Consider the following 23,546-nt stretch of genomic DNA (forward strand, 5'->3'; position numbering starts at 1 on the left):
GAAGCGGGAGTACGCCTTCGGCGCGGAGGAAAGCGCGCGTACGGCCCCCGTCGACTTCCTCGCCCAGGTGGCAGCCGCCTCGGTGACTCCTGCCCAGGCCTCTACTCCGGTCGCACCGTGAACTCCCGCACCCCCCGCATCCGCACGCCCGTCCCCCGCGGCTCCAGGTCTCCGGTCACCGTCACCTCCCACCCGAACCGCCAGGCGTCCGCCGCCCGGTCGATGTCCTCGGCACGCAGCTCCACCCGGACACTGCGCTGGCGCCGGTAGTCATCGTGCAGGAAGGAACCGAAGATCGTGGCCTCGCGCGGGTGCACATCCCGGTGCAGCTTCTTCACCACCCCGTGCAGAACCGCGCCCTCCTCGCGGCCCAGCCGCTCGCGCAGGTCCTGCGCCACGGCCTCCAGCGCCACCGCGTGACGCCGGCTGATCGCGACCGGCGGCGAGGGCTGCTCCACCGGCCGCTCGGACGACCACGCGAAGGAGAGGGAGAAGTCACGGCGCTCCTCACCCGCGATCCTGACCAGGGCCTCGCACAGGTTCGCGGACAGGCCGGCATCCGACATGTGCTCGACGTGCGGCACGGAGTCCTGGGCCAGGGTCAGCTCGGCGGCCTTGTGCGCGCAGGTGACACCCGCGTACAGCATCCGGGAGACCCGGCGGGCGAACGGTTCGGGCCGTTGCGCCGCCAGGCTGCGCTGCCGAGTCAGCTCCGTCTCGTCGAAGAGAGAACCCTGGCCCCTCCGGTCGTGCCCGCCGTAGGCACCCTCCGGCAAGGGGACGTGAGCGGCGACGACGTAACTGCCGACACGCGTCTGGTCCAGCCGTACCGACGCCACATGGTCCTTCACCGGCTGCGGTTTCCGCGCGGGCTGTACCGGCCGAGGCCCCAGCGCCGAGGACGCCGCCGCCGTGTGCAGGTCCTTCAGACCGGTCAGCGCCGACACCAGGTCGAGCAAGGGAGCCGTACCCGACGGGCCGGGCGGCACCAGGCGCAGGAACTGCCAGTCCACCGGCGGCAACCGCATCTCCCGCAGGATGTCACCCGCGGGCCGCGCCTCCACCACGGCCAGCGTCTCCAGGATGTCGGCGACCCGGCCGGCGTAGTCACGGCGGCGCCGCACCGGCACCAGCAGTTCGTACGGCGGGCCCGGCTCGTCGCGCGGCTTCCACTCCCACAGCTCGGCACCCGACAGGTCCCGCTCCGCGCTCCAGCCCTTGCCGCTCAGATAACGCCGGACGACCTCGGGCGCGAGGGTCGCGGCCTGCTCGAACTCCGCGTCGGTGATCACCGTCATGCCACCCCCACCAGCTCCCGGTAGTCCTCGGCGAACAGGTCGTGCAAGGAGTCGACGGTCAGCAGGTTGGCACGGGGGACGTAGACCGTGCGCGTACTCGAGCCCGATGTGTTGGCGGGTGCTACAGGCTTCTGGTCGTGCAGGCACAGCCAGTACGCGGCGTGGCTCAGGCGTAACCGCTCCTCGGTGGCGTGCGACCAGGCGTGGGGGTCCGCCGGAGCCAGCACGAGGAACAGGAAGCGGGGCATCTCGTAGTCGTTGCCGGCCAGCTGGTTGTAGTTCTTCACCTTGAGCGGGTAGCGAATGTGGTCGTCGTGGATGTCCGGGGACGACGTGCACTTGACCTGTGCCTCAATGGCCGGATATCTACGGGTCCCTCTGCGTCCCGCATACCCCAACTGCCAGTCGACGCCGACCCGGTCGCGCTCCTTGCGCGTCACGTCGAGGTTGGCCGCCGTGGCCAGCATGCGGATGAACTCCTCGCCGAAGGCGCCACGATGGCCGTTGTCGCCGAAACCCTGCGATCCCTGCACCCAGGCGGGCGGGGACGCGGGACCGCTCGGCCCAGTGGATTTCGGGGCGAACAGCCGCTTCAGCAGGTCGTTCGGCTGCTGGTGCGGGATGCCGCCGGTCGTGCTGTCCGTCATCTGGCCCCGTTCACCCCCGAACACCGCACGCGCGGCGCGCGCCTGCTTCTCATGCGCCTGTGTACCCGTCGCGGGACGCACGGTAACGAAGGTCACACCGTCGGCCAACAGCCTTGATCGGAATCAGGCCGCGGCGGGCCCACCGGACGCCCCGGGAACAACCGGTCACCGGCCCACGGACCGGGTCCGATACGGGAAGTCCGTGTCCGATGTCAGTGCGCGCGCCTACTCTTTGCCCGTGACCCAGCAGCCTCTCACCGGCCCCGGTCCCGAGCCGGCCGCCGGCCCCGCCGCACCGGTGCTGTCCGCGCCCACGCACCGGCAACTGCGCGACAAGCTCGCCGAGCTGGTCGTGCGCGACCTCCTGGGCCCCACCGGGGACGAGCCGGAGGAGTTGTCGGAGGGCAACCCCCTGGACCACTACATCATCGGGCGGCTGGCACCCGGCGGTGTCCGCGAGGAGGGCGACTCCGACCTGAAGACCGTCGGCAAGGTCGTCGAGCCCGAGACGCTCGAGGAGCCGGGCATGGCCCCCGAGCAGGAGCCCGAGGCCGGCGACCCCGACCCGTCCGCGCCGTCCATGCCGAGCCTGCACCCGTCGACGCTGGGACTGACCCTGCGGGTGGCGCGCGACATCCAGGAGCTGAGGGTCGACTGCACCTGGGCGCGCTACGAGCGCGGCGAGTCGGAGATCGAGGGAAACCACCGGCGGGTCTGGCGCCGGGTGCCCTGTTCGGGCACCGTCACCGTGAAGCTGGCGGAGGGCAGACTCGCCGCCCAGCCGGTGCACCCGCGGGACTTCCCCCACATCGTGGTGCGTGGCCGGGCCCGGCTGCACGAGGGTTCCTGGCTGGTCTCGCTGTTCCTGGTCAACGGGCAGGAGAACAAGTCGGGCTGCACCCACTGGATGTTCCAGGCCTCGATGACCGTGGCGGGCGCTCCGGGCACCGCTCCGTTCCTGCCGCGCCGGGCCGTCGAACTGCCCGGAGACGACCACGACGAGCGCCGCTCGCTCGCCATGACCTACCGCTTCCACCCCGAGTTCGCCGTCGGCCACGGCACCGGCGTGCACGCCGAGGCCGACCCGGCGGACGCCCGGCGCGCCGTACGCCTGACCACGACGGCCACCCCGTCGTACGAGATCCCGCACACCGACGTCCCCGATCCCCGCCGCGACCCGCGGGACGAGGACCTGCCCGAACTCGGCGACCTCGTGCTGGACATGCGCGAGCTGAGCCGACTGGAGGCCGCTCCCCTGCGGGCCGCGCTGCAGCCGCTCGTCGACGGGTACCGGTCTTGGATCGAGCGTCAGCGCCGGTCCGTCGACGATCCCGCCGTCGGCCTCGACGCCTACCGTGCCGAGGCCCTGGAGAACCTCCGGCTCGCCGGTGTGGCGGCCGACCGCATCCAGGCCGGCATCGACGTGCTGCGGGACGACCCCGACGCTCTCGACGCCTTCCGGTTCGCCAACCGTGCCATGTGGCACCAGCGTGTGCACACCATCGCGGCCGCAGACCGGCGCCGTACGCCCGCGCTGTCGCTGGACGAGGCGGTCCGCGCCGCCGACCTGCCGGAGAACCGCAGCTGGCGTCCCTTCCAGCTGGCGTTCCTGCTGCTCAACCTCCCGTCGCTCGCGGACCCCGCCCACCCCGAGCGCGCCGACGACCGCGGGGCGCTGGCCGACCTCCTGTGGTTCCCCACCGGTGGCGGCAAGACCGAGGCCTACCTCGGTCTGACCGCGTTCACCCTCGCCGTCCGCAGGCGCACGCCGCACCTCGGCGGCCTCGACGCCGAGCACGGCGTCGCCGTGATCATGCGGTACACGCTGCGTCTGCTCACCATCCAGCAGTTCCAGCGCGCCGCCGCACTGATCTGCGCCTGCGAGGTGATCCGCCGCGAGGAGCCTGCCCGCTGGGGCGACAACCCGTTCCGTATCGGTCTGTGGGTCGGTGGCCGCGTCACCCCCAACACCACCGACCAGGCCGCCGAGTGGGTCAAGGAACGCAAGAAGGACAAGGGGTTCAGCGGCTTCGGACGCACCGGGTCACCGCACCAGCTCACGAGTTGCCCCTGGTGCGGAGCGAAAATGGAGGCGGGCCGCGACATCGCCGTGGAGCCCACCCTGCGCCGGACGTTCATCACCTGCCCCGACGCCTACGAATGCCCCTTCGGGGCCGCCGCCTTCGGGCTGCCGGCCGAGCAGCGGGGACTGCCGATCCTCGTCGTCGACGAGGAGATCTACCGTCTCCCGCCGAGCCTCGTCATCGCCACGGTCGACAAGTTCGCCCAACTGCCGTGGCGGGGCGAGACGCAGGCCCTGTTCGGCCAGGTCTCTCGCCGGTGCACGCGCCACGGATACGTCACACCGTCCGCCGTCGACAACGACTGGGAGTCGTCCAGCCATCCGCCGGGCAACGGCCACCCGGCCGCTTCCACCGTGGACGCGCAGCGCGTGCGCCCGCCGGACCTGATCGTCCAGGACGAGCTGCACCTCATCTCCGGTCCTCTCGGCTCCCTCACCGGCCTCTACGAGACAGCCGTGGATCTGCTGTCCACCTGGGAGCCCGAACCGGGCCGGAGCGTGCGGCCGAAGGTCATCGCCTCCACCGCCACCGTGCGCCGTGCGGACCGGCAGATCCACGATCTCTTCGCCCGCCGCACGGCCGTCTTCCCGCCGTCCGGACTCGACGCCGACGACACGTTCTTCGCCCGGCGCCGCGACACCGCCGAGACCCCCGGCCGCCGCTACGTGGGCATCTGCGCCCAGGGTGTGCGGACCAAGTCCGTGGCGATCCGGGTGTTCGTCGCCCAGCTCGCCGCCGCCCAGCACCTGTACGAAACCTACGGCCCGAGCGACCTGACCGACCCGTACATGACGCTCGTCGGCTACTTCAACAGCCTGCGTGACCTCGGCGGCATGCGGCGGCTCGTCGAGGACGACGTGTCGGCGAGGCTGCTGCGGGCCGACCGCCGAGGGCTAGCCGCCCGCCGTATCGGAGAACCCGCCGAGCTGACCAGCCGCATGGCGTCCGAGGCCATCCCCGACATCCTGGCGAAACTCGACCTCGCGTTCGGCCGCAGGCCCAAGGGATCCCCCCGGCCCATCGACGTCCTGCTCGCCACCAACATGATCGCCGTCGGAGTCGACGTCGCCCGGCTCGGCGTCATGGTCGTCAACAACCAGCCCAAGTCGACCGCCGAGTACATCCAGGCCACGAGCCGCGTCGGCCGCCGCGCGCCCGGTCTCGTCTTCACCGTCCTCAACTGGGCCCGGCCGCGCGATCTCTCGCACTACGAGACCTTCGAGTCCTTCCACGCCAGCATCTACCAGCACGTCGAGGCCCTCTCCGTCACGCCGTTCGCCGATCGTGCCGTGGACCGGGGACTGACCGGTGTCCTCGCCTCCCTCGTCCGCAATCTCAAGCCGGACTACAACCCCAACCGGGGCGCACAGTGGGTGGACCGCCGCGGCGAGGTCGTCAGCCATGCCGTGCGCTCCCTGGAACTGCGCGCCCGGGACGTCCTGGCCGACCAGCACGTCGTCAACGAGGTACGGACCCGGCTCGACGCCCGCCTCGACTACTGGGAGCAGAAGCGCCGCGCACCCGGCGCCGTCCTCGGATACCGCGCGGCCAAGCGGCAGGGCGACGTCGCCCCGCTGCTGCTGGAGCCGGACAGCGGCCCGTGGCGGCTCATGACCTGCCCCACCTCACTGCGCGAGGTGGAACCGCCGATCCGGCTGATCTTCACCGGTGCGACAGGACCGGAACCCGACGAGGAACCGCCCTACGCACCGCGTGTGCAGGACGACGACCACGCCGGCCCGGCCGATGGCGACGACGACCCCTGGGAGAGGACATGAGCAGCCCCACCACCCAAGCACTCCGTGTGGGCGAACTGCGGCCCAGCCAGCTCCTGCACACCTACGGCATCGGCGCCGTCACCGACCTGCCCAACCTCTCGACCATGGTGATGGGCCTCGACGACTGGGACCCGGTCCGCGCGCGCGTCCTGACCGAGGACCGCCTCCTGGCCGCCGTACGCCGCCGCCTCGGCGGCTCGGTCACCGCCCTGCGCACCCCGCCCCACCTGCCGGAGAACCCCGCCGACCCCTACGGCGACTGGACCAGGACGGGCGTGCCGGTCGCCCTGTTCCCCCGGTGGCTGCGCTGCTCCCGCGAGCGGTGCAACCAGCTGGCACCCGCTTCCAGCGGCCTCTTCCAGCTGCGGCCCAACCTCTACCGGCCGGAGAAGACCAAGTACGTCCACACCAACTGCGGCGGTCCGGGCAAGGGCCAGCCGACGGCCCTGCCCGCCCGGTTCCTGGTCGCCTGCAAGGACGGCCACATGGACGACTTCCCCTGGGTCTACTTCGTCCACAAGGGCGACGACGCCTGCGACAACCCCACCCTGAGCCTGACCGAGTCCGGCACCACCGGCGAAGCCGCCAACGTCTTCGTGCGCTGCACGTGCGGGGCGGTCCGTTCCATGGCGGACGCCATCGGCCAGGCCGGGGAGAGCAACCTGCCGGCCTGCCGCGGCCACCACCCCCACCTCGGCACCTTCGCCCCGGGCGGTTGCCGCGAGTTCGCACGGACGATGGTGCTGGGCGCCACCAACAGCTGGTTCGCCTCGCAACTGAAGGTGTTCAGCATTCCGCGTGCCGAAGAGCCCCTCACTCAGGCGGTCAAGGAACACTGGAAGCTGCTCTCCCCGCTCGCCGCCGTTCCCGCGGACGCCGCGAAGATGCTGCTGCCCACGCAGGCATGCTGGCCCGAGCTGGAGCAGTACGGCGCGGACGCCGTGTGGACGGCCATCACCAAGGAAGCACAAGCGGTCACAGGTGAGCCGGAAGAAGAGGACGAGGAGTTCGACCTCATCACGCCCGAGTGGCGGGCCTTCACTCATCCACGCGACCATGCACTGCCGGACTTCACCACGGTCCGCGAGCGGCGGGTGCCCGACGGGACGGCGGAGTGGCTGGACAGCGTGGTCTTGGTCCACCGACTGCGCGAGGTGTCGGCACTCACCGGCTTCACCCGGATCGAGGCTCCCGAATGGCTGCCGGACGAAGAGGTGCGCACCCGCCCCGGAGCGCCCCTGAGCCGCAACGACCCAACCTGGGTTCCCTGCGCCGAGCTGCGGGGTGAGGGAGTGTTCCTGGCGCTCAAGGAGCGGCCACTCGCCGATTGGGAGCGACGCGACGCGGTGCTCGCCCGGGAAAGGGTCCTCCAGGACGCACACCGGGACTGGTGCCTGGCCCGCGGCGTGGAGCCGCGCTGGCCAGGAATCAGGTACGTGCTTCTGCACACCCTGGCGCACGTGCTGATCCGGCAGTTCGCGCTGGACTGCGGCTACGGCGCCTCGGGCATAGCGGAGCGGATCTATGCCCGCTCCGGCCCCGACCCCATGTCGGGCATCCTGCTCTACACCGCGGCCCCCGACAGCGAGGGAACCCTGGGTGGACTCGTCTCGCTCGGACGCCGTGACCGCCTCGGGCCGGCCATCGCCCAGGCCCTCGAAGAGGCGAAGCTGTGCAGCTCCGACCCGATGTGCTCCGAGCACGATCCGCGCATCCATGCCCGGTTGCACGGCGCGGCGTGCCATGCGTGCCTGTTCGCGGCGGAGACGTCCTGCGAGCGGGGCAACCACTACCTGGACCGGGCACTGCTGGTGGAGACACTGGCGGACGACGCCTGTGCATTCAGGCCATGAGCCGCCCGCAGCCGATTCCCGGCCAGGAAGGGCCGAGCGGAGCGTCCCGGGCAGGCGTCCCGGCCGCTCGCAGTGGCGCGTCCTCCGCTCGCCTGCCCGCTCTTCTCGCCGCCCTCTGCGAACGCCTGCCCGAGGACAGGCGCGTCGCCCTGGAACGCGTCCTGGAAGCGGCCACCGGGCCGGACGACGCCCGGGTCAGCCGCTTCGCCGCCGGGGAATCGGCCGCCGGCCTGGCGCGCCAGCTCACGGACATCATCCATGCCTGGCGCACCGAGGCACCCGCCTTGACCGGAGCCGGACTGGCACTTGCCCTTGCCACGGCCCGGTCACTGCCACGCCCGAAGCCGACCCAGGTCGTGGTCAGCGGGCCCCTCGGCGCATCCGTACCGGCACGGCTGACGAGCGGTGTCGCCATGGAGGTGATCCGCTCCGCAACCACATCACTGCTGATCGCCAGCTTCGCCGCGCACGGCGCTCGGGATGTTGTGCGAGAGATAGGGCAAGCGGTCGACAGAGGCGTCCATGTGGACCTTTTGCTTGAGGAATCCACACAGGCAGCAGCCGCCTTCGCCGCGCTGCCCCGTGGAGTGCGCATCTGGCACCGCGTGGGGGCAGTGGGAGTACTGCACGCCAAACTGATCGCTGCCGACCGGCACACGGCGCTTTTGGGCAGCGCCAATCTCACCGACCGGGCGCTGTCAGACAACATCGAACTCGGTGTGGTGCTCCGTGATCCCCAGCTCGTTAAGGGTCTGGTCGACCATTTTCACTGGTTGCTGACCCCGGAGCACAACATCATGCGTCAGGTGTGAACCGACTCCTCACGCCTCGCGACGGTACCTCAGCACGCCCGCGCCGGTGTCAGCGTCCCGTTCACGGTCGACTGAGCGGTACGCATGAGAAGCTCCCCTCGATCATCGCGACGGCAACCCGGGAAGAACCTTGAACGTCCCCGAACCCCACCACCGCCTCCTCGCCGACGTCGTCAGTGCGGGCGGCGCCTACGGGCTGGTGCTCGCCGGTGGATACGCGGTGCAGGCGCACGGTCTGGTGGTGCGCCCGCATGCGAATCTCGACTTCGCCACGGAGAGTTCCGAGGCGATGGACCGGATCGCCGCCGCCGTCGGCGCCGCCCTGGAGGCCCGCGGACGGCGGGTCCGGGCGGGGACGGTCACCGCGCTCACCGCGCAGCTGACGGTCGTCGATCCGCCGACGGGCGAGCCCTGTGCCGTGGCCCTGCACAAGGAAGCCTTCTGGCAGCCGCCGGAGCTGACCGAGTACGGCCCTGCCCTCTCCCTGGAGGACGCCGTCGGCACGAAGATCCGGGCGCTGTACGACCGCGGAGCGGCCGTCGACCTGATCGACGCGCGGGCCGCCGCTGCCCGCTTCTCCCTGCCGGATCTGGAGGCGCTGGGCCGCCGGCACGCCCATGACCCGTTCGATCTGCCGACGCTGCAGTCCCGGCTGACGGGCACGGACTTCTACTCCGACGGGGACTTCCTGCGGTACGGCCTCGAGGAGGCCGAGGTCGCCGCCCTGCGCGCCTGGGCCCAGGAGTGGTCCGACGACATCGCCGAGCGACTGCTCGAAGACGGCGCGTCCCCCGACATCGAGCCGGACACGGAGTCCGGGCCCGACGCGGGGGACTGAAGTAACGCGGAGGACCGCAGAGCGGCGGCGCCGTCCTACTTCGGCTGCGGCTTCCTGATGCTCAGGTGCAGCTCGCGCAGGCGGGTCTCGTCCAGCTCGGTCGGGGCGCCCATCATCAGGTCCTGGGCGTTGCCGTTGAGCGGGAAGGCGATCGTCTCGCGGATGTTCGGCTCGTCCGCGAGGAGCATGACGATGCGGTCGACGCCGGGGGCGATGCCGCCGTGCGGCGGGGCGCCGAAGCGGAACGCGCGGAGCATGCCCGCGAACTTCTCCTCGACGGTCTCACGGTCGTAGCCCGCGATCTCGAAGGCCTTGAGCATGATCTCCGGCTCGTGGTTCCGGATCGCGCCGGAGGACAGCTCGACGCCGTTGCAGACGATGTCGTACTGCCAGCCCAGGATGTCCAGCGGGTCCTGGGTCTCCAGGGCCTCGAGCCCGCCCTGCGGCATGGAGAAGGGGTTGTGCGAGAAGTCGATCGCGCCGGTCTCCTCGTCCTTCTCGTACATCGGGAAGTCGACGATCCAGCAGAAGCGGAAGACGCCCTCCTCGAAGTGGCCGGCGCGCTTGGCCGCCTCCACCCGGACCGCGCCCATGATCTTGGAGACCTCGTCGAACTCGCCCGCGCCGAAGAAGACCGCGTGGCCGGGGGCCAGCGAGAGCCGCTTGGTCAGCTCGGCGACGTTCTCCTCGGTGAGGAACTTGGCGATCGGGCCGGACAGGGAGCCGTCCTCACCCACGCGGACCCAGGCCAGGCCCTTCGCGCCGAGCGAGACGGCGAACTCGCCGAGCTGGTCGAAGAACTTGCGCGGCTGGTCCTGGACCGCCGGCACCGGCAGCGCGCGCACGTGCTTGCCGGCGAACGCCTTGAACTCCGAGCCCTCGAAGACGTCGGTGATGTCGACCAGTTCCAGCTTGGCGCGCAGGTCCGGCTTGTCGGAGCCGTACTTCGCCATCGCCTCGCGGAATGGGATCCGCGGGAAGGGGGAGGTGACGTGCCGGCCGCCGCCGAACTCCTCGAACAGCTCGGTCATCAGCTTCTCGACCGGCTGGAAGACGTCCTCCTGCTCGACGAAGCTCATCTCGATGTCGAGCTGGTAGAACTCGCCCGGCGAGCGGTCCGCACGGGCGTCCTCGTCGCGGAAGCAGGGCGCGATCTGGAAGTAGCGGTCGAAGCCGGAGATCATCAGCAGCTGCTTGAACTGCTGCGGGGCCTGCGGCAGCGCGTAGAACTTGCCCGGGTGCACACGGGAGGGGACGACGTAGTCGCGTGCGCCCTCGGGGGAGGTGGCGGACAGGATGGGCGTAGCCATCTCGTTGAAGCCCATCGCCGACATCTTCTGGCGCATGGCCGAGATGACCGCCGTACGCAGCATGATGTTGCGGTGCATGCGCTCGCGGCGCAGGTCCAGGAAGCGGTACTCCAGGCGCCGCTCCTCGTTGACCCCGTCCTCGGTGTTGATCGTGAAGGGCAGCGGGGCCGCCGCGCCCAGCACCTCGACGTCGCCGACCTCGATCTCGATCTCGCCGGTGGGCAGGTCGGGGTTCACGTTCTCGGTTCCACGTGAAACAACGCGGCCGTCCACGCGGACCACGGTCTCCTTGGACAGCTTGTCCAGGGCCTCGTACGCCTCGGTGCCGGGGCGGGCGACCAGCTGCGTGATGCCGTAGTGGTCGCGCAGATCGATGAAGAGGATGCCGCCCAGGTCGCGCCGATTGTGCAGCCAGCCACTCAGCCGGACGTCGGTGCCGACGTCAGAAGCGCGGAGCTGGCCGCAGGTGTGGGACCTGTACCGATGCATCGTCGTTCATCCAGTCTTTGCGGATCGGGTGTCGCCAGGCGGGTACGGCCTAGGCCACCCCAAGGGTACCGGGCACCCCAACCTGGGCTCCCCACCCTTTTCCCGTGCCGCACGCCGGAGGATCCTCCGAGCGTCCCGGGACCGGCCCTCCTCTTCCTACGGTGGCACCCATCCGTCATATCTTCTTAAAGTGGGCGAATGCGTACAGGCGAGCCCCTCCCGTCTGTCGGGGACGTCCTAGCCGCCCTCGCGACCGGGCTGTGGCACTGGGACACGGCCGCCGGAGAAGTCACCGTGGACGCGGAGGCCGCGCGGCTGCTCGGTCTGCCCGCGGAGGCGACCACCCTGACGGAGGCCCAGACCCGGGCCCGGCTGCACCCCGTCGACTGGAACGAGATCACCGGAGTGATCCCGCTGGCCGTCGCCGAGGGCACGCTCGCCGAGGTGCGCATACGGATCATGGACGAGCAGGGCAACGTCCTGCGGGTCGTCCGCAGCCGGTCGAAGCCGTCGTACGACCCCGTGCGGCAGGCCTACGAGCTGATCGGCACCCTCCAGGAGGTCACCGAACCGGCCCCCGGCACCTCCGCCGCCCGCAGCGCGGTCACCGGCGACTGGCGGCGCTCGCGGGAGGCGTTCCTGCTGGACGCGGGCCGGGCACTGGCCGAGGCGCGGTCCACCACCGAGGTGCTGCGGGTGGCCGGCGGCCTGTCGATGCCGGGGTTCTCGCCGGACGGCCTCGTGGTGTTCGGGGTGCAGGGCGACCGGCTGACGATCATCGGCCAGCACGGGCACCAGCCCGGCGACCTGGGCCCCTTCTCCCACATGCCGCTGACCACCGGCTATCCGGCCGCCGAGGTCGTCCGCACGGGCCGTGCGGTGTATCTGTCCTCGCCGCAGGAGTACAAGGAGCGCTATCCGGCGTCCTGGCCGCTCGCCCGCCACTTCGGCCGGCAGTCCTGGGCCTTCCTGCCGCTGACCGTGGCCGGACGCCCCATGGGCGCCTGGATGGCGGCGTTCGCCCATCCCGTGGCGTTCACCCCCGACGAACGCGCCGTGCTGACGACCGTGGCCCGGATGCTCGCGCAGGCGCTGTCCCGGGCCGGCGCCGCCGAGGAGGAGCGGGAGCTGACCGAGGGCCTGCAACGGTCCATGCTGCCCTCGCTCGGCCCGGAGATCCCCGGGCTGCGGGTGGCCGCCCGGTACATCCCCACCGGCGGCGGACTCCAGGTCGGCGGCGACTGGTACGACATGATCCCGCTGCCCTCCGGCCGCTTCGCGCTGGTCATGGGCGACGTCCAGGGCCATGACGTACGCGCCGCCGGACTCATGGGCCAGCTGCGCATCGCCCTGCGCGCCTACGCCTCCGAGGGCCACCGCCCGGACGCCGTGCTCTCCCGCGCCTCGAGGTTCCTGCACGGCATCACCCACGACGACGGCGCCGGCCACCCGGCCGACCCGCGCTTCGCGACCTGTGTGTACGCCGAGGCCGACCCGGTGACCGGGATACTGGAGATCGCCCGCGCCGGGCACCCGGACCCGGCGATCCGGATGGCCGACGGCACGGTGATGACGCGGCCCACGGCGGGCGGACTGCCGCTCGGCATCGACCCCGACCCGGACTATCCGACGACCCGGTTCACCCTGGAACCCGGCGAGACGCTGATGATCTGCACCGACGGCCTGATCGAGACCGGCGGGCACGACCTGGACAGCGGCTGGCGCCGGCTGCGGACGATCCTGGAGGAGCATCCGGCAGACGACGAGGTCGATCCGGAGTCGCTGGCCGACGCGCTGGTGCAGGGCGTGCACGGGCCGTCCTCGCACCACACCACCGGGCCGCTGGCCGACCGCCGCGAGGACGACATCGCGCTGGTGCTGCTGTGCCGCCCGCTGGAAGGCACCGTGCGGCCGGCGGTCCGGCGCACCCTGCTGTCGGTGGCGCAGGACGAGCCGGCCCGGATCGCCGACGCCCGCCGGCATCTGAGCGCGCTGCTGCACGACTGGGGCTCGCCCGAGCAGGTCGACTCGGCGGTGCTGCTGGTCTCCGAGATGATCACCAACGTCCTGGTGCACACCGACACCGACGCGCTGCTGCTCGCCGAGGTGACGGGCGGGGCGGGGCTGCGGCGGCTGCGGGTGGAGGTCACCGACGCGGGCGACGACCTGCCGCACAAGCGCCGGCCCGGCGAGCTGGCCTCCTCCGGCCGCGGCCTGATACTGATCGAACTCCTCGCGGACGCCTGGGGGGTGGAGCCGCGGGGCGAGGGCAAGAGCATCTGGTTCGAGCTCTACGAACCGGGCGGCGTCTCGGCGGACGGGCCCGCCGGTGCCGCGGAGGAGGGCGCCGCGTAACGCGTCCGCAGCTCCTGTACGACCCCGAAGGCGGCGGCGGTCAGCGGTACGGCGAGCAGCATGCCGAGGATGCCCGCGACGGACGCCCCGGCGGTGATGGCGAGCATCACCACGGCCGGGTGCATCTGCACCGTCCGGCTCTGGATGACGGGCTGCAGCACGTGCCCCTCCAGCACCTGCACGGCGAGGACGACGCCGAGCGCCCACAGCGCGATGACGAAGCCCCGGTCGGCGAGCGCCACCAGGACGGCCACCGTGCCGGAGACGAAGGCGCCGAGATAGGGGACGTAGGCCCCGACGAAGACGAGCGCGCCGAGCCCGACCGCGCCGGGCACCTGGAGGATCAGCAGGCCGACGGTGATGCACAGGGCGTCGATGAGGGCGATCACGGTGGTCCCGCGCATGAACCCCTCCACCGCCTGGAAGGCGCGCCGGGCCACGGCCTCCAGCATGTCCCCCGAGCCGCGGGGCGCGAGGGCGCGCAGGGTCTGCACGGCGAGGTGGGAGTCGCGCAGGAAGAAGAAGACGAGCAGCAGGGCGAGCACGGCCATCGCGAGGGACTCGCCGACCACGCTGACCCCGCTGATGACGTTGGAGGCGGCCGTGCTCCCGAACCTGCTCAGCAGCTTGCGGGAGTTGACGGCGAGGTCGTCCAGGCCGGTGCCGGCGGCCCCGAAGCGCGCGGCGACGCTCTTGGCGGCGTGCCGCAGCGAGGCGATGATCTCGTCGCCGGTGCCGATGAGCGCGGCGACGACGATGCACACGGCGCCGCCGACGACGGCCACGACGGCGACACAGGTGAGCCCGGCCGCCACGGAGGCCTGCACCCCGGCCCGCACGAGCCGCCGGTGCAGCGGGCCGAGCAGCGCGGTGCCGAGCAGGGCGAGCAGCACGGGTGTCACGGCCGTACGGAACTCCCCGCACAGCCGCACCCCGACCCATCCCACCCCGGCGACCAGCAGCAGTACGGCGCACCAGGCGGCGAGGCGGCGGACGGGGTCGGGCAGCAGCTGCACGCCTCCAGCGGATCATGCCCCCTCGACGGGTGTCCTGCGCACGACGCCGGGCGGGTGAGGCGGTGCCGGTACCGGTACCTGACCGGTGCAGGTACCGGCGTCCGCCCGGCGGCGGTGGCGGCTCGTCAGGCCTGCGGGCCGGTCTCCGTCATGCCGTGGACCGCCGGGATCGAGCCCAGCCGGCCCTTCTGGTAGTCCTCGAAGGCCTGCATCAGCTCGTCCTTGGTGTTCATGACGAACGGGCCGTAGTGCGCCATGGGCTCACGGATCGGCCGTCCGCCCAGCAGCACGACCTCCAGGTCCGGGGTGTGGGAGTCCTGCTGGGCGTCCGCGCGGACGGTCAGCGAACCCCCGGCGCCGAACACGGCGGTCTGGCCGAGGTGGATCGGCCGGCGCTCGGTGCCGACGCTGCCGCGGCCCGCGAGGACGTAGGCCAGGCCGTTGAAGTCCTCCCGCCAGGGCAGGGTCAGCTCGGCGCCCGGGGCGAGCGTGGCGTGGATCATCGTGATCGGGGTGTGGGTGATGCCGGGACCCTGGTGGCCGTCCAGCTCGCCCGCGATGACCCGCAGCAGCGCACCGCCGTCGGGGGAGGTGAGCAGCTGGACCTGGCGGCCGCGGATGTCCTGGTAGCGCGGCGCCATCATCTTGTCCTTGGCCGGGAGGTTCACCCACAGCTGCAGGCCGTGGAAGAGACCGCCGGACACGACGAGGTGCTCCGGCGGGGCCTCGATGTGCAGCAGGCCGGAGCCGGCGGTCATCCACTGGGTGTCGCCGTCGGTGATGGTGCCGCCACCGCCGTGCGAGTCCTGGTGGTCGAAGATCCCGTCGATGATGTAGGTGACGGTCTCGAAGCCGCGGTGCGGGTGCCAGGGGGTGCCCTTGGGCTCGCCCGGCGCGTACTCCACCTCGCCCATCTGGTCCATCATGATGAACGGGTCGAGGTGGCGGTAGTTGATCCCCGCGAACGCCCGGCGCACCGGGAAGCCCTCGCCCTCGAATCCGCTCGGAGCGGTCGTGACCGCCAGCACGGGACGCGCCACGGCGTCGGCGGGAGCGGTCACACGGGGCAGCGTCAACGGGTTCTCGACGGTCACTGCAGGCATGGTCGGTACCTCCTTGTGGACCCAGTTTAGTTGAGCGTTGAACTTTCTGCCACCCCTAACAGAACGAGCCCGGAGGGCATTCCCTCCGGGCTCGCGGGCGGCGACGGCCGTCAGCCGTCGGCGGAGCAATGGCGCCTAGCCGCCATACATCCGGCGCATCGCGAAGTCGACCATCTGCTCCACCGCCTTCGCGTCGAACACCATCCGGTGCTCCCCCTCCATGTCCAGGACGAAGCCGTAGCCGGTGGGCAGCAGGTCGATCACCTCGGCGCCGGTGATGACGAAGTACTTGGACTCCTTGCCCGCGTACCGGCGCAGCTCCTTGAGCGAGGTGAACATGGGGATCACCGGCTGCTGGGTGTTGTGCAGGGCCAGGAAGCCGGGGGTGTCGCCACGCGGGCAGTACACCTTCGACGTGGCGAAGATCTGCTGGAAGTCCTCGGCGGACATCTGCCCGGTCGTAAAGGCGCGCACCGCGTCGGCGAGCGAGGGCGGGGACGGCTCCGGGTAGAGCGGCGGCTGCTGGCCGTACCCGCCGACACCGCCGGGCTGCTGCGGCGGGGCGTACTGCTGCTGGGCGGCGGCGCCGTCCATGGGCTGGCCGTATCCGTACATGGCGCAAGAGTACCGAGGGCGGGCGGCGCCGTGGGGCGCCGCGGGATCCAACCCCCGGCCGACGCCCGGGCGGTGCGCATACCGGGCGGTCACCCGCCTTCCGCGCGGGCGGCCGCGGCGGCCGGCCGCCGCGCCCCGCGCGCTGCTCACGGGCGGGCGCACGGTCCGGTTCCCGGCCGCCGAGGAGTAGACCCTTCTCACACTTGCGGGGGCGGGGCTTGCTTCTTATTACCGGCGGGTAGCATCATCGTGGCTACTTGTTGGTACGTGAACTAGGTGCGAGGAGTCAGTGCCTCGCCGATCCCTCTACGGAGCCGTGACCATGGGGCACTACAAGGCGAATCTCCGCGACATCGAGTTCAACCTCTTCGAAGTACTCGGCCGCGACAAGGTGTACGGCACCGGCCCGTTCGAGGAGATGGACGTCGACACCGCGAAGAGCATCCTGGAGGAGATGACCCGCCTCTCGGAGAACGAGCTGGCCGAGTCCTTCGCCGACGCCGACCGCAACCCGCCCGTCTTCGACCCGGAGACCAACACCGCGCCGGTCCCGGCGTCCTTCAAGAAGAGCTACCAGGCCTTCATGGACTCCGAGTACTGGCGGCTCGGCCTGCCCGAGGAGATCGGCGGCACCACCTCGCCGCGCTCCCTGATCTGGGCCTACGCGGAGCTGATCCTGGGCGCCAACCCGGCCGTGTGGATGTACTCCTCCGGCCCGGCGTTCGCCGGCATCCTCTTCGAGGAGGGCAACGAGGTCCAGAAGCACATAGCGAAGATCGCCGTGGAGAAGCAGTGGGGCTCCACCATGGTGCTCACCGAGCCCGACGCGGGCTCCGACGTGGGCGCCGGCCGCACCAAGGCGATCCAGCAGGAGGACGGCTCCTGGCACATCGAGGGCGTGAAGCGCTTCATCACCTCCGGTGAGCACGACATGTCGGAGAACATCCTCCACTACGTGCTCGCGCGTCCCGAGGGCGCCGGCCCCGGCACCAAGGGCCTGTCCCTGTTCCTCGTGCCGAAGTACCTGTTCGACTTCGAGACCGGCGAGCTGGGCGAGCGCAACGGCGTCTACGCCACCAACGTCGAGCACAAGATGGGCCTGAAGGTCTCCAACACCTGCGAGATGACCTTCGGCGACAAGCACCCCGCCAAGGGCTGGCTCATCGGCGACAAGCACGACGGCATCCGCCAGATGTTCCGCATCATCGAGTTCGCCCGCATGATGGTCGGCACGAAGGCGATCTCCACGCTGTCCACCGGCTACCTCAACGCGCTGGAGTACGCCAAGGAGCGCGTCCAGGGCCCGGACCTGGCGAACTTCATGGACAAGACCGCGCCGAAGGTCACCATCACCCACCACCCGGACGTGCGCCGCTCGCTGATGACGCAGAAGGCGTACGCCGAGGGCATGCGCGCCCTGGTGATGTACACCGCCTCGATCCAGGACGCGATCCAGATCAAGGAGGCCGCCGGCGAGGACGCCTCCGCCGAGCACGCCCTGAACGACCTGCTGCTGCCCATCGTCAAGGGCTACGGCTCCGAGAAGGGCTACGAGCAGCTCGCCCAGTCGCTGCAGACCTTCGGCGGCTCCGGCTTCCTGCAGGAGTACCCGGTCGAGCAGTACATCCGGGACTCCAAGATCGACACCCTGTACGAGGGCACCACCGCGATCCAGGGCCAGGACTTCTTCTTCCGGAAGATCGTCCGCAACCAGGGCGCCGCGCTGAACTCCCTCGCCGAGGACATCAAGAAGTTCCTGGCGCTCGGCACCGGCGGCGAGGAGCTGGCCGGCGCCCGCGAGCACCTGGCCAAGGCCGCCGTGGAGCTGGAGGCGATCGTCGGCCTGATGCTGACCGACCTCGCCGCCACCGAGCAGGACACCAAGAACATCTACAAGGTGGGCCTGAACACCACCCGCCTGCTGATGGCCTCCGGCGACGTCGTCGTCGGCTACCTGCTGCTCAAGGGCGCCGCGGTCGCCGCCGAGAAGCTGCCCACCGCCTCCGCCAAGGACAAGGCGTTCTACACCGGCAAGATCGCCGCGGCGAAGTTCTTCGCGGCGAACGTCCTGCCGGGCGTCACCCTCGCCCGCAAGGTCGCCTCCGGTGTGGACCTGGACCTGATGGAACTGGACGAAGCCGCGTTCTGAGGCTCTGTAGATACCCTGTGCGGGCCCGCTCCCTTTCCGGGAGCGGGCCCGTGCACGTCGTTAAGGTGAATCCATGAGCGCACCAGTCCGCTTCGACCGCGGCCACACCGACGACCTGATGTCCTTTCTCGCGGCCGGCCCGACGCCGTACCACGCCGTGGCGGCCGCCGCCGAACGGCTGGAGAAGGCCGGCTTCCGGCAGGTGGCCGAGACGGACGCCTGGGACGGCGCCAAGGGCGGCAAGTACGTGCTGCGCGGCGGCGCGATCATCGCCTGGTACGTCCCCGAAGGCGCCGAGGCGCACACGCCGTTCCACATCGTCGGCGCCCACACCGACTCCCCGAACCTGCGGATCAAGCCGCGCCCGGACAGCGGGGCGCACGGCTGGCGCCAGGTGGCCGTCGAGATCTACGGCGGCCCGCTGATGAACTCCTGGCTGGACCGCGACCTGGGCCTGGCCGGCCGGCTGAGCCTGCGCGACGGCTCCACGGTCCTGGTGAACGTGGACCGGCCGCTGCTGCGCGTCCCCCAACTCGCCATCCACCTCGACCGTTCCGTCAGCAGCGAGGGGCTCAAGCTCGACAAGCAGCGCCATCTGCAGCCGGTCTGGGGCCTCGGCGACGACGTCACCGACGGCGACCTGATCGCCTTCCTGGAGCAGGAGGCGGGGCTGGCCGCCGGCTCGGTCACCGGCTGGGACCTGATGACGCACCCCGTGGAGGCCCCCGCCTACCTCGGCCGGGACCGGGAACTGGTCGCCGGTCCGCGCATGGACAACCTGCTGTCGGTGCACGCGGGCACGGCCGCGCTGGCCGCCGTCGCCACCTCCGGCGCCCGGCTCACCCGCATCCCCGTACTGGCCGCGTTCGACCACGAGGAGAACGGCTCCCAGTCCGACACGGGCGCCGACGGCCCGCTGCTCGGCACGGTGCTGGAGCGTTCGGTCCTCGCGCGCGGCGGCTCCTTCGAGGACCGGGCCCGCGCCTTCGCCGGCACGGTCTGCCTGTCCTCCGACACGGGCCACGCCGTCCACCCCAACTACGCGGAGCGGCACGACCCGACGCACCACCCGCGGGTCAACGGCGGCCCGATCCTCAAGGTGAACGTCAACAACCGCTACGCCACGGACGGTTCGGGCCGCGCCGTGTTCGCCGCCGCCTGCGAGAAGGCGGGCGTGCCGTTCCAGTCGTTCGTCTCCAACAACTCCATGCCCTGCGGCACCACGATCGGTCCCATCACCGCGGCCCGGCACGGCATCAGGACCGTGGACATCGGCGTGGCCATCCTCTCGATGCACAGCGTGCGCGAACTGTGCGGCGCCGACGACCCGTTCCTGCTGGCCAACGCCCTGACGGCCTTTCTGGAGGGCTGATCCGGGCGCCGCCGACGGCTAGTCGGGGCCTCGCCGGGTACCCGGACGGCACCGGAGATTCCGGAACCGAAAGGGGAGGCGACTTCTCATGGGGCTCGGAGGATGCATCATCCTCATCGCCGTGGGGGCCATCCTCACGTTCGCGACCGACTGGCACATGCACGGTGTCAACCTGACCGTCGTCGGCGTGATCCTGATGGCCGTGGGCCTGATCGGCGTGGCGACCTTCAGCGGAATCGCCCGGCGCCGGCGGGTCGTGATGCCGCCGACGCCGGTGGTCGAGGAGGAACCGCACCACCATCACCACCACGTCGACGGCTACAGCGACGGCTACGGCGTCTGAGGAGGGTCCTTGATCCGGTGAACCTGCCTGCCTACTGTTCGTCCATCCCGGCCAGGACGAGGGGCAGGCGGTCCGCGCCGTCCGCGGTGAGACGGACCGGGACGCCCCAGTCCTGCTGGTGGACGTGGCAGGCGGGGTAGTCGTTGGCCGGGTCGTCGTCGCAGCTCGCCGCCATGGCCGAGACGTGCAGGACGCCCTCGGCGACCTCCGGGTTCAGCTCCAGGTCGCGGGAGAGGTCCGTGTCCGCGCCCTCGCCCCCGAGCAGCAGCTCGGGCGGGGTGGAGGAGACCAGCAGGCGGGTGGAGGGGCCGTACCGGGTGTCCAGCTTCTGGCCGGCCGGGGCCTGGAAGACGACGTCCAGCCGGAGCCTGCCGGGCGCGACCTCGGTCGCCGCCCGCTGGGTGCGGTGGGCGACCGCCTCCACCCGCACCGCCTCCTCCGGCAGCCGCAGCCGGGTCAGCCGGTGCCGGGCCGACTCCACCACCACGATGTCCTCGCCGGCGAGCACGGCGTCGCTGGGCTCGCGCAGATCCGTGGCCAGGGTCGTGACCTCGCCGGTCGCCGGGTCGTAGCGGCGCAGGGCGTGGTTGTAGGTGTCGGCGACCGCCACCGAGCCGTCGGGGAGGGCCGTCACGCCCAGCGGATGCTGGAACAGGGCCTGCCCGGCGGCGCCGTCGCGGTGCCCGAAGTCGAACAGCCCGGTGCCGACCGCGGTGTGGACGTGTCCGTCCAGGTCCACCCAGCGCAGGGCGCTCGTCTCGGAGTCGGCCAGCCACAGCCGCTCGGCGGTGGCCGCGAGACCGGAGGGCTGAGCGAACCAGGCCTCGGCGCCGGGTCCGTCCACCAGCCCCTCGTTGGTCGTGCCGGCCGCCACGCCGACCGTGCCCGCCTCGGGATCGTACGTCCACAGCTGGTGCACGCCCGCCATGGCGATCCACACCTTGCCGGCGAACACCGCCACGTCCCACGGCGAGGAGAGGTCGACCTCGCGGGCCGGCCCGGCGGTGGCGGACCCCTGCCACCACTGCCGCCCGGTGCCGGCCAGGGTGGTCACCCCGCCGGAGGCGAGGTCCAGGCGGCGCAGGGCGTGGTTGACGGTGTCGGCCACCACCACCGCGCCGTCCTCCAGCAGGGCGAGCCCCTGCGGCTCGTTGAAGGAGGCGTTCTCCGGGCCGCCGTCGGCGAACCCGCGCGAGCCGGAGCCGATGCGCCGTACGACCGTCTCGGCGTCCTCGGCCAGCTCCACCAGCTGGTGCCGGGTGGTGTCGCTGACCAGGAAGTTGCCCGACGGCAGCAGCAGCGCCTTGCCCGGGAAGCGCAGGGTGGTGGGCTGCGGCTCGGGCGGCACGTACGGCCCGTCCCCACGGCGCAGCGTGCCCTTCGCCCCGTGCTCCGCCTCCAGCTCCCCGACCAGCCGCTCGATGGCGTGCGCGTGCCCCTCGCCCGCGTGCTGCGCGACCACGTACCCCTCCGGGTCGATCACCACCAGGGTCGGCCAGGCACGCACCGCGTACTGCTTCCAGGTGGACAGCTCCGGGTCGTCCAGCACCGGGTGCTCCACGCCGTAGCGCTCCACCGCGTCCACCACCGCCTGGTGCTCGGCCTCGTGCACGAACTTCGGCGAGTGCACCCCGATGATCACCACCGTGTCCCGGTGCTTCTCCTCCAGCTCGCGCAGCTCGTCCAGGACGTGCAGGCAGTTCACGCAACAAAATGTCCAAAAATCAATAATTACGATGCGTCCTCGGAGCCCGGCAAGGCTGAGCTCCTTGTGACCCGTATTGATCCAGCCGCCCTTGCCGATCAGTTCGGGGGCGCGAACGCGTGCGTGCTTCGCCATGATCGGGACCAACCACACCCAGGCCTGAGCTATTCCTCGTGGCTTGCGCCCACCCAGACGATCCGGAGCCGTTTCTCAGGATCGAACCGTTGCCCCCTGCCCTGAGCCCTGACGTCCACGTGGGCGGGCACATCCTCCTGGCGGTCGCCGACCGTGAGGGTGCGGGTGGGCTCGAACAGGAGGACTTCGGCGCGCCGGGGCGCGGACGGCTTGTGGTAGGTGCCGCGCGGGACGGTGAACACCGAGCCGCTGGTCAGGACGACCGTGCGCGCCCCGGCCGGCTCGCGCAGGCCCAGGGCGCGCATCGTCAGCTTCTGCACGGGCAGTTTCGCCCTCGCCGAGGCCGGGCTGCTGGACGGGCGCCGGGCCACCACCCACTGGATGTGGGCGGACGCCTTCCGGGACCTGCATCCCAAGGTGCTGCTGGAGCCGGACGTGCTCTTCGTCGACGAGGGCGACGTCCTCACCGCCGCCGGCAGCGCGGCCGCCCTCGGCCTCGGGCTGCACCTCTGGCGCCGCGACCACGGCGCCGAACTCGCCGCCGCCGTCTCCCGGCGCCTGGTGTTCGCCGCCCACCGCGACGGCGGCCAGCGGCAGTTCGTGGAGCGGCCGGTGCCCGACGTGCCCGACGAGTCCCTCGGCCCGCTGCTGGCCTGGGCACAAGAGCGGCTGGGCGATCCGCTGACGGTGGCGGACCTCGCCGCCCGCGCGGCCGTCAGCCCCGCCACCCTGCACCGCCGCTTCCGCGCCCAACTGGGCACCACCCCGCTGGCGTGGCTGACCGGAGAACGGGTGGCCCTTGCGTGCCGCCTCATCGAGCGGGGCGAGGAGCGCCTGGACGTCGTCGCGGCCCGCAGCGGCCTGGGTACGGCGGCCAACCTGCGGGCGCGGCTGCGCCGGGAGACGGGGCTCAGCCCGTCGGCGTACCGGAGGCGTTTCGGGCCGGCGGCGCCGTGACGATCAACGCGCGGCGGGGAACGGTACCCGCATGAGACTCCTCGTACACGACCGGCTGCTCGGCATCGGCGACGATTACTGGATCGAGGACGAGCACGGCCGCAAGGTCTTCCTCGTCGACGGCAAGGCCATGCGGCTGCGGGACACCTTCCAGCTGAAGGACGCCCACGGGCGGGTGCTCATCGACATCCACCAGAAGATGTTCGCGCTGCGCGACACCATGGTGATCGAGCGGGACGGCGAGGGCCTGGCGACCATCCGGCGCAAACGGCTGTCCCTGCTGCGCCACCACTACCGGGTGTCGCTGGTCGACGGCACCGAACTGGACGTCAGCGGCAGGATCCTCGATCACGAGTTCGCCATCGAGTACGACGGCGAGCTCCTGGCCGTGATCTCCCGCCGCCGGCTCACCCTCCGGGACACCTACGGCATCGACATCGTGCGCGAGGACGCCGACCCGGCCCTGCTGGTCGCGGTGGCGGTGTGCGTGATCCACCTGGCGCAGAAGGAGCGGGAGGACGACTGACACCGCCGACCCGCCCGCCCTCTGGCACCACAGGGCGCTCCAGGCCCAGCGGTCGCCCGCCGGCGGTACGAGGGCTCAGGTCAACCGGTCGCCCGCCGATGCCGCGAGGGTCAGGCCGCAACCGATCGCACGCCGATGCTGTCGCGGATCAGCCCCAATCG

Annotated in this window: 17 protein-coding genes and 1 pseudogene; 10 read left to right on the plus strand and 8 right to left on the minus strand. The window is 71.5% G+C overall.

All coding sequences use genetic code 11. The annotated features are described in order from the left end of the window. Window positions 1-101 precede the first annotated feature (101 nt). Together OG956_RS17030 and OG956_RS17035 are read right to left on the minus strand one after the other, a co-directional pair. Window positions 102-1,298, minus strand: coding sequence for a hypothetical protein (locus OG956_RS17030; protein ID WP_330338827.1), 1,197 nt, complete (start codon window positions 1,296-1,298; stop codon window positions 102-104). Next, the gene (locus tag OG956_RS17035) at window positions 1,295-1,945 is read right to left on the minus strand and encodes a DUF4365 domain-containing protein (protein WP_330338828.1); all 651 of its coding nucleotides are present in this window, start codon (window positions 1,943-1,945) and stop codon (window positions 1,295-1,297) included. The genes OG956_RS17030 and OG956_RS17035 overlap by 4 nt, the downstream gene beginning before the upstream one ends. A gap of 238 nt (window positions 1,946-2,183) precedes the next feature. Here OG956_RS17035 and drmA point away from each other — a divergent pair, with 238 nt between their 5' ends. The 4 genes from drmA (at window position 2,184) to OG956_RS17055 (ending at window position 9,310) form a co-directional block, all read left to right on the plus strand. Further along, complete coding sequence (gene drmA, locus OG956_RS17040; protein ID WP_330338829.1) at window positions 2,184-5,807, plus strand: DISARM system helicase DrmA; 3,624 nt, start codon at window positions 2,184-2,186, stop codon at window positions 5,805-5,807. Continuing rightward, window positions 5,804-7,660, plus strand: coding sequence for a DUF1998 domain-containing protein (locus tag OG956_RS17045; RefSeq protein ID WP_330338830.1), 1,857 nt, complete (start codon window positions 5,804-5,806; stop codon window positions 7,658-7,660). The genes drmA and OG956_RS17045 overlap by 4 nt, the downstream gene beginning before the upstream one ends. Beyond that, the gene (drmC, locus tag OG956_RS17050) at window positions 7,657-8,472 is read left to right on the plus strand and encodes a DISARM system phospholipase D-like protein DrmC (RefSeq protein ID WP_330338831.1); all 816 of its coding nucleotides are present in this window, start codon (window positions 7,657-7,659) and stop codon (window positions 8,470-8,472) included. Before OG956_RS17045 ends, drmC begins: the two co-directional genes overlap by 4 nt. Before the next feature lie 130 nt (window positions 8,473-8,602). Continuing rightward, entirely contained in the window at window positions 8,603-9,310 is a 708-nt protein-coding gene (locus OG956_RS17055) for a nucleotidyl transferase AbiEii/AbiGii toxin family protein (protein ID WP_330338832.1), read from the plus strand. A gap of 35 nt (window positions 9,311-9,345) precedes the next feature. Here OG956_RS17055 and aspS read toward each other — a convergent pair whose 3' ends face one another. Then, on the minus strand, window positions 9,346-11,109 hold the full coding sequence (gene aspS / locus OG956_RS17060) for an aspartate--tRNA ligase (RefSeq protein WP_330338833.1): 1,764 nt from the start codon (window positions 11,107-11,109) through the stop codon (window positions 9,346-9,348). 198 nt (window positions 11,110-11,307) lie between these two features. Between aspS and OG956_RS17065 the strand changes: the two genes are divergently transcribed. Beyond that, window positions 11,308-13,464 carry a SpoIIE family protein phosphatase gene (locus tag OG956_RS17065; protein WP_330338834.1) on the plus strand — a complete coding sequence of 719 codons (2,157 nt, stop codon included), beginning with the start codon at window positions 11,308-11,310 and terminating at the stop codon, window positions 13,462-13,464. Here OG956_RS17065 and OG956_RS17070 read toward each other — a convergent pair. From OG956_RS17070 to OG956_RS17080, 3 genes are all read right to left on the minus strand, one after another. Next, window positions 13,401-14,480 (minus strand): AI-2E family transporter, encoded by a 1,080-nt coding sequence (locus OG956_RS17070; protein WP_330338835.1) that lies wholly within the window; start codon window positions 14,478-14,480, stop codon window positions 13,401-13,403. The two genes, OG956_RS17065 and OG956_RS17070, sit on opposite strands and share 64 nt — an antisense overlap. Window positions 14,481-14,605: 125 nt before the next feature. Beyond that, window positions 14,606-15,583: a pirin family protein gene (locus tag OG956_RS17075; protein ID WP_330338836.1), complete on the minus strand. Its 978-nt coding sequence runs from the start codon at window positions 15,581-15,583 to the stop codon at window positions 14,606-14,608. 135 nt (window positions 15,584-15,718) lie between these two features. Continuing rightward, on the minus strand, window positions 15,719-16,198 hold the full coding sequence (locus OG956_RS17080; protein ID WP_330338837.1) for an SseB family protein: 480 nt from the start codon (window positions 16,196-16,198) through the stop codon (window positions 15,719-15,721). Window positions 16,199-16,520: 322 nt separating this feature from the next. Between OG956_RS17080 and OG956_RS17085 the strand changes: the two genes are divergently transcribed. The 3 genes from OG956_RS17085 to OG956_RS17095 all read left to right on the plus strand — a co-directional run bounded on the left by OG956_RS17085 (window position 16,521) and on the right by OG956_RS17095 (window position 20,062). Further along, window positions 16,521-18,347 (plus strand): acyl-CoA dehydrogenase, encoded by a 1,827-nt coding sequence (locus OG956_RS17085; protein ID WP_330338838.1) that lies wholly within the window; start codon window positions 16,521-16,523, stop codon window positions 18,345-18,347. 73 nt (window positions 18,348-18,420) lie between these two features. Then, window positions 18,421-19,719: a M18 family aminopeptidase gene (locus tag OG956_RS17090; protein ID WP_330338839.1), complete on the plus strand. Its 1,299-nt coding sequence runs from the start codon at window positions 18,421-18,423 to the stop codon at window positions 19,717-19,719. Between the two features lie 88 nt (window positions 19,720-19,807). Next, a complete protein-coding gene (locus OG956_RS17095) occupies window positions 19,808-20,062 on the plus strand; it encodes a DUF6458 family protein (protein WP_330338840.1) in 255 nt (84 codons plus the stop codon). 31 nt (window positions 20,063-20,093) lie between these two features. Here OG956_RS17095 and OG956_RS17100 read toward each other — a convergent pair whose 3' ends face one another. Both OG956_RS17100 and OG956_RS17105 read right to left on the minus strand, forming a co-directional pair. Further along, on the minus strand, window positions 20,094-21,902 hold the full coding sequence (locus OG956_RS17100) for an NHL domain-containing thioredoxin family protein (protein ID WP_330338841.1): 1,809 nt from the start codon (window positions 21,900-21,902) through the stop codon (window positions 20,094-20,096). Between the two features lie 29 nt (window positions 21,903-21,931). Then, a complete protein-coding gene (locus tag OG956_RS17105; RefSeq protein WP_443065569.1) occupies window positions 21,932-22,207 on the minus strand; it encodes a hypothetical protein in 276 nt (91 codons plus the stop codon). On the opposite strand from OG956_RS17105, the pseudogene OG956_RS17110 reads away from it, so the two are divergent. Next, window positions 22,200-22,859, plus strand: a pseudogene (locus OG956_RS17110) (GlxA family transcriptional regulator); the annotation flags it as partial. The gene OG956_RS17105 and the pseudogene OG956_RS17110 overlap by 8 nt on opposite strands. Before the next feature lie 31 nt (window positions 22,860-22,890). Beyond that, on the plus strand, window positions 22,891-23,385 hold the full coding sequence (locus tag OG956_RS17115; RefSeq protein WP_330338842.1) for an LURP-one-related/scramblase family protein: 495 nt from the start codon (window positions 22,891-22,893) through the stop codon (window positions 23,383-23,385). The last annotated feature ends 161 nt before the right edge of the window (window positions 23,386-23,546 follow it).

The organism is Streptomyces sp. NBC_00557 (assembly GCF_036345995.1).
In the GTDB taxonomy this organism is placed as follows: Bacteria; Actinomycetota; Actinomycetes; order Streptomycetales; family Streptomycetaceae; genus Streptomyces.

Bases quoted from the DNA above. Each gene is read 5' to 3' on its own strand.
- OG956_RS17030 (WP_330338827.1), bottom strand. From the start codon at position 1,298: ATGACGGTGATCACCGACGCGGAGTTCGAGCAGGCCGCGACCCTCGCG.
- OG956_RS17035 (WP_330338828.1), bottom strand. From the start codon at position 1,945: ATGACGGACAGCACGACCGGCGGCATCCCGCACCAGCAGCCGAACGAC.
- OG956_RS17045 (WP_330338830.1), top strand. From the start codon at position 5,804: ATGAGCAGCCCCACCACCCAAGCACTCCGTGTGGGCGAACTGCGGCCC.
- drmC (WP_330338831.1), top strand. From the start codon at position 7,657: ATGAGCCGCCCGCAGCCGATTCCCGGCCAGGAAGGGCCGAGCGGAGCG.
- aspS (WP_330338833.1), bottom strand. From the start codon at position 11,109: ATGCATCGGTACAGGTCCCACACCTGCGGCCAGCTCCGCGCTTCTGAC.
- OG956_RS17065 (WP_330338834.1), top strand. From the start codon at position 11,308: ATGCGTACAGGCGAGCCCCTCCCGTCTGTCGGGGACGTCCTAGCCGCC.
- OG956_RS17075 (WP_330338836.1), bottom strand. From the start codon at position 15,583: ATGCCTGCAGTGACCGTCGAGAACCCGTTGACGCTGCCCCGTGTGACC.
- OG956_RS17080 (WP_330338837.1), bottom strand. From the start codon at position 16,198: ATGTACGGATACGGCCAGCCCATGGACGGCGCCGCCGCCCAGCAGCAG.
- OG956_RS17085 (WP_330338838.1), top strand. From the start codon at position 16,521: ATGGGGCACTACAAGGCGAATCTCCGCGACATCGAGTTCAACCTCTTC.
- OG956_RS17090 (WP_330338839.1), top strand. From the start codon at position 18,421: ATGAGCGCACCAGTCCGCTTCGACCGCGGCCACACCGACGACCTGATG.
- OG956_RS17095 (WP_330338840.1), top strand. From the start codon at position 19,808: ATGGGGCTCGGAGGATGCATCATCCTCATCGCCGTGGGGGCCATCCTC.
- OG956_RS17100 (WP_330338841.1), bottom strand. From the start codon at position 21,902: ATGGCGAAGCACGCACGCGTTCGCGCCCCCGAACTGATCGGCAAGGGC.
- OG956_RS17105 (WP_443065569.1), bottom strand. From the start codon at position 22,207: ATGCGCGCCCTGGGCCTGCGCGAGCCGGCCGGGGCGCGCACGGTCGTC.
- OG956_RS17115 (WP_330338842.1), top strand. From the start codon at position 22,891: ATGAGACTCCTCGTACACGACCGGCTGCTCGGCATCGGCGACGATTAC.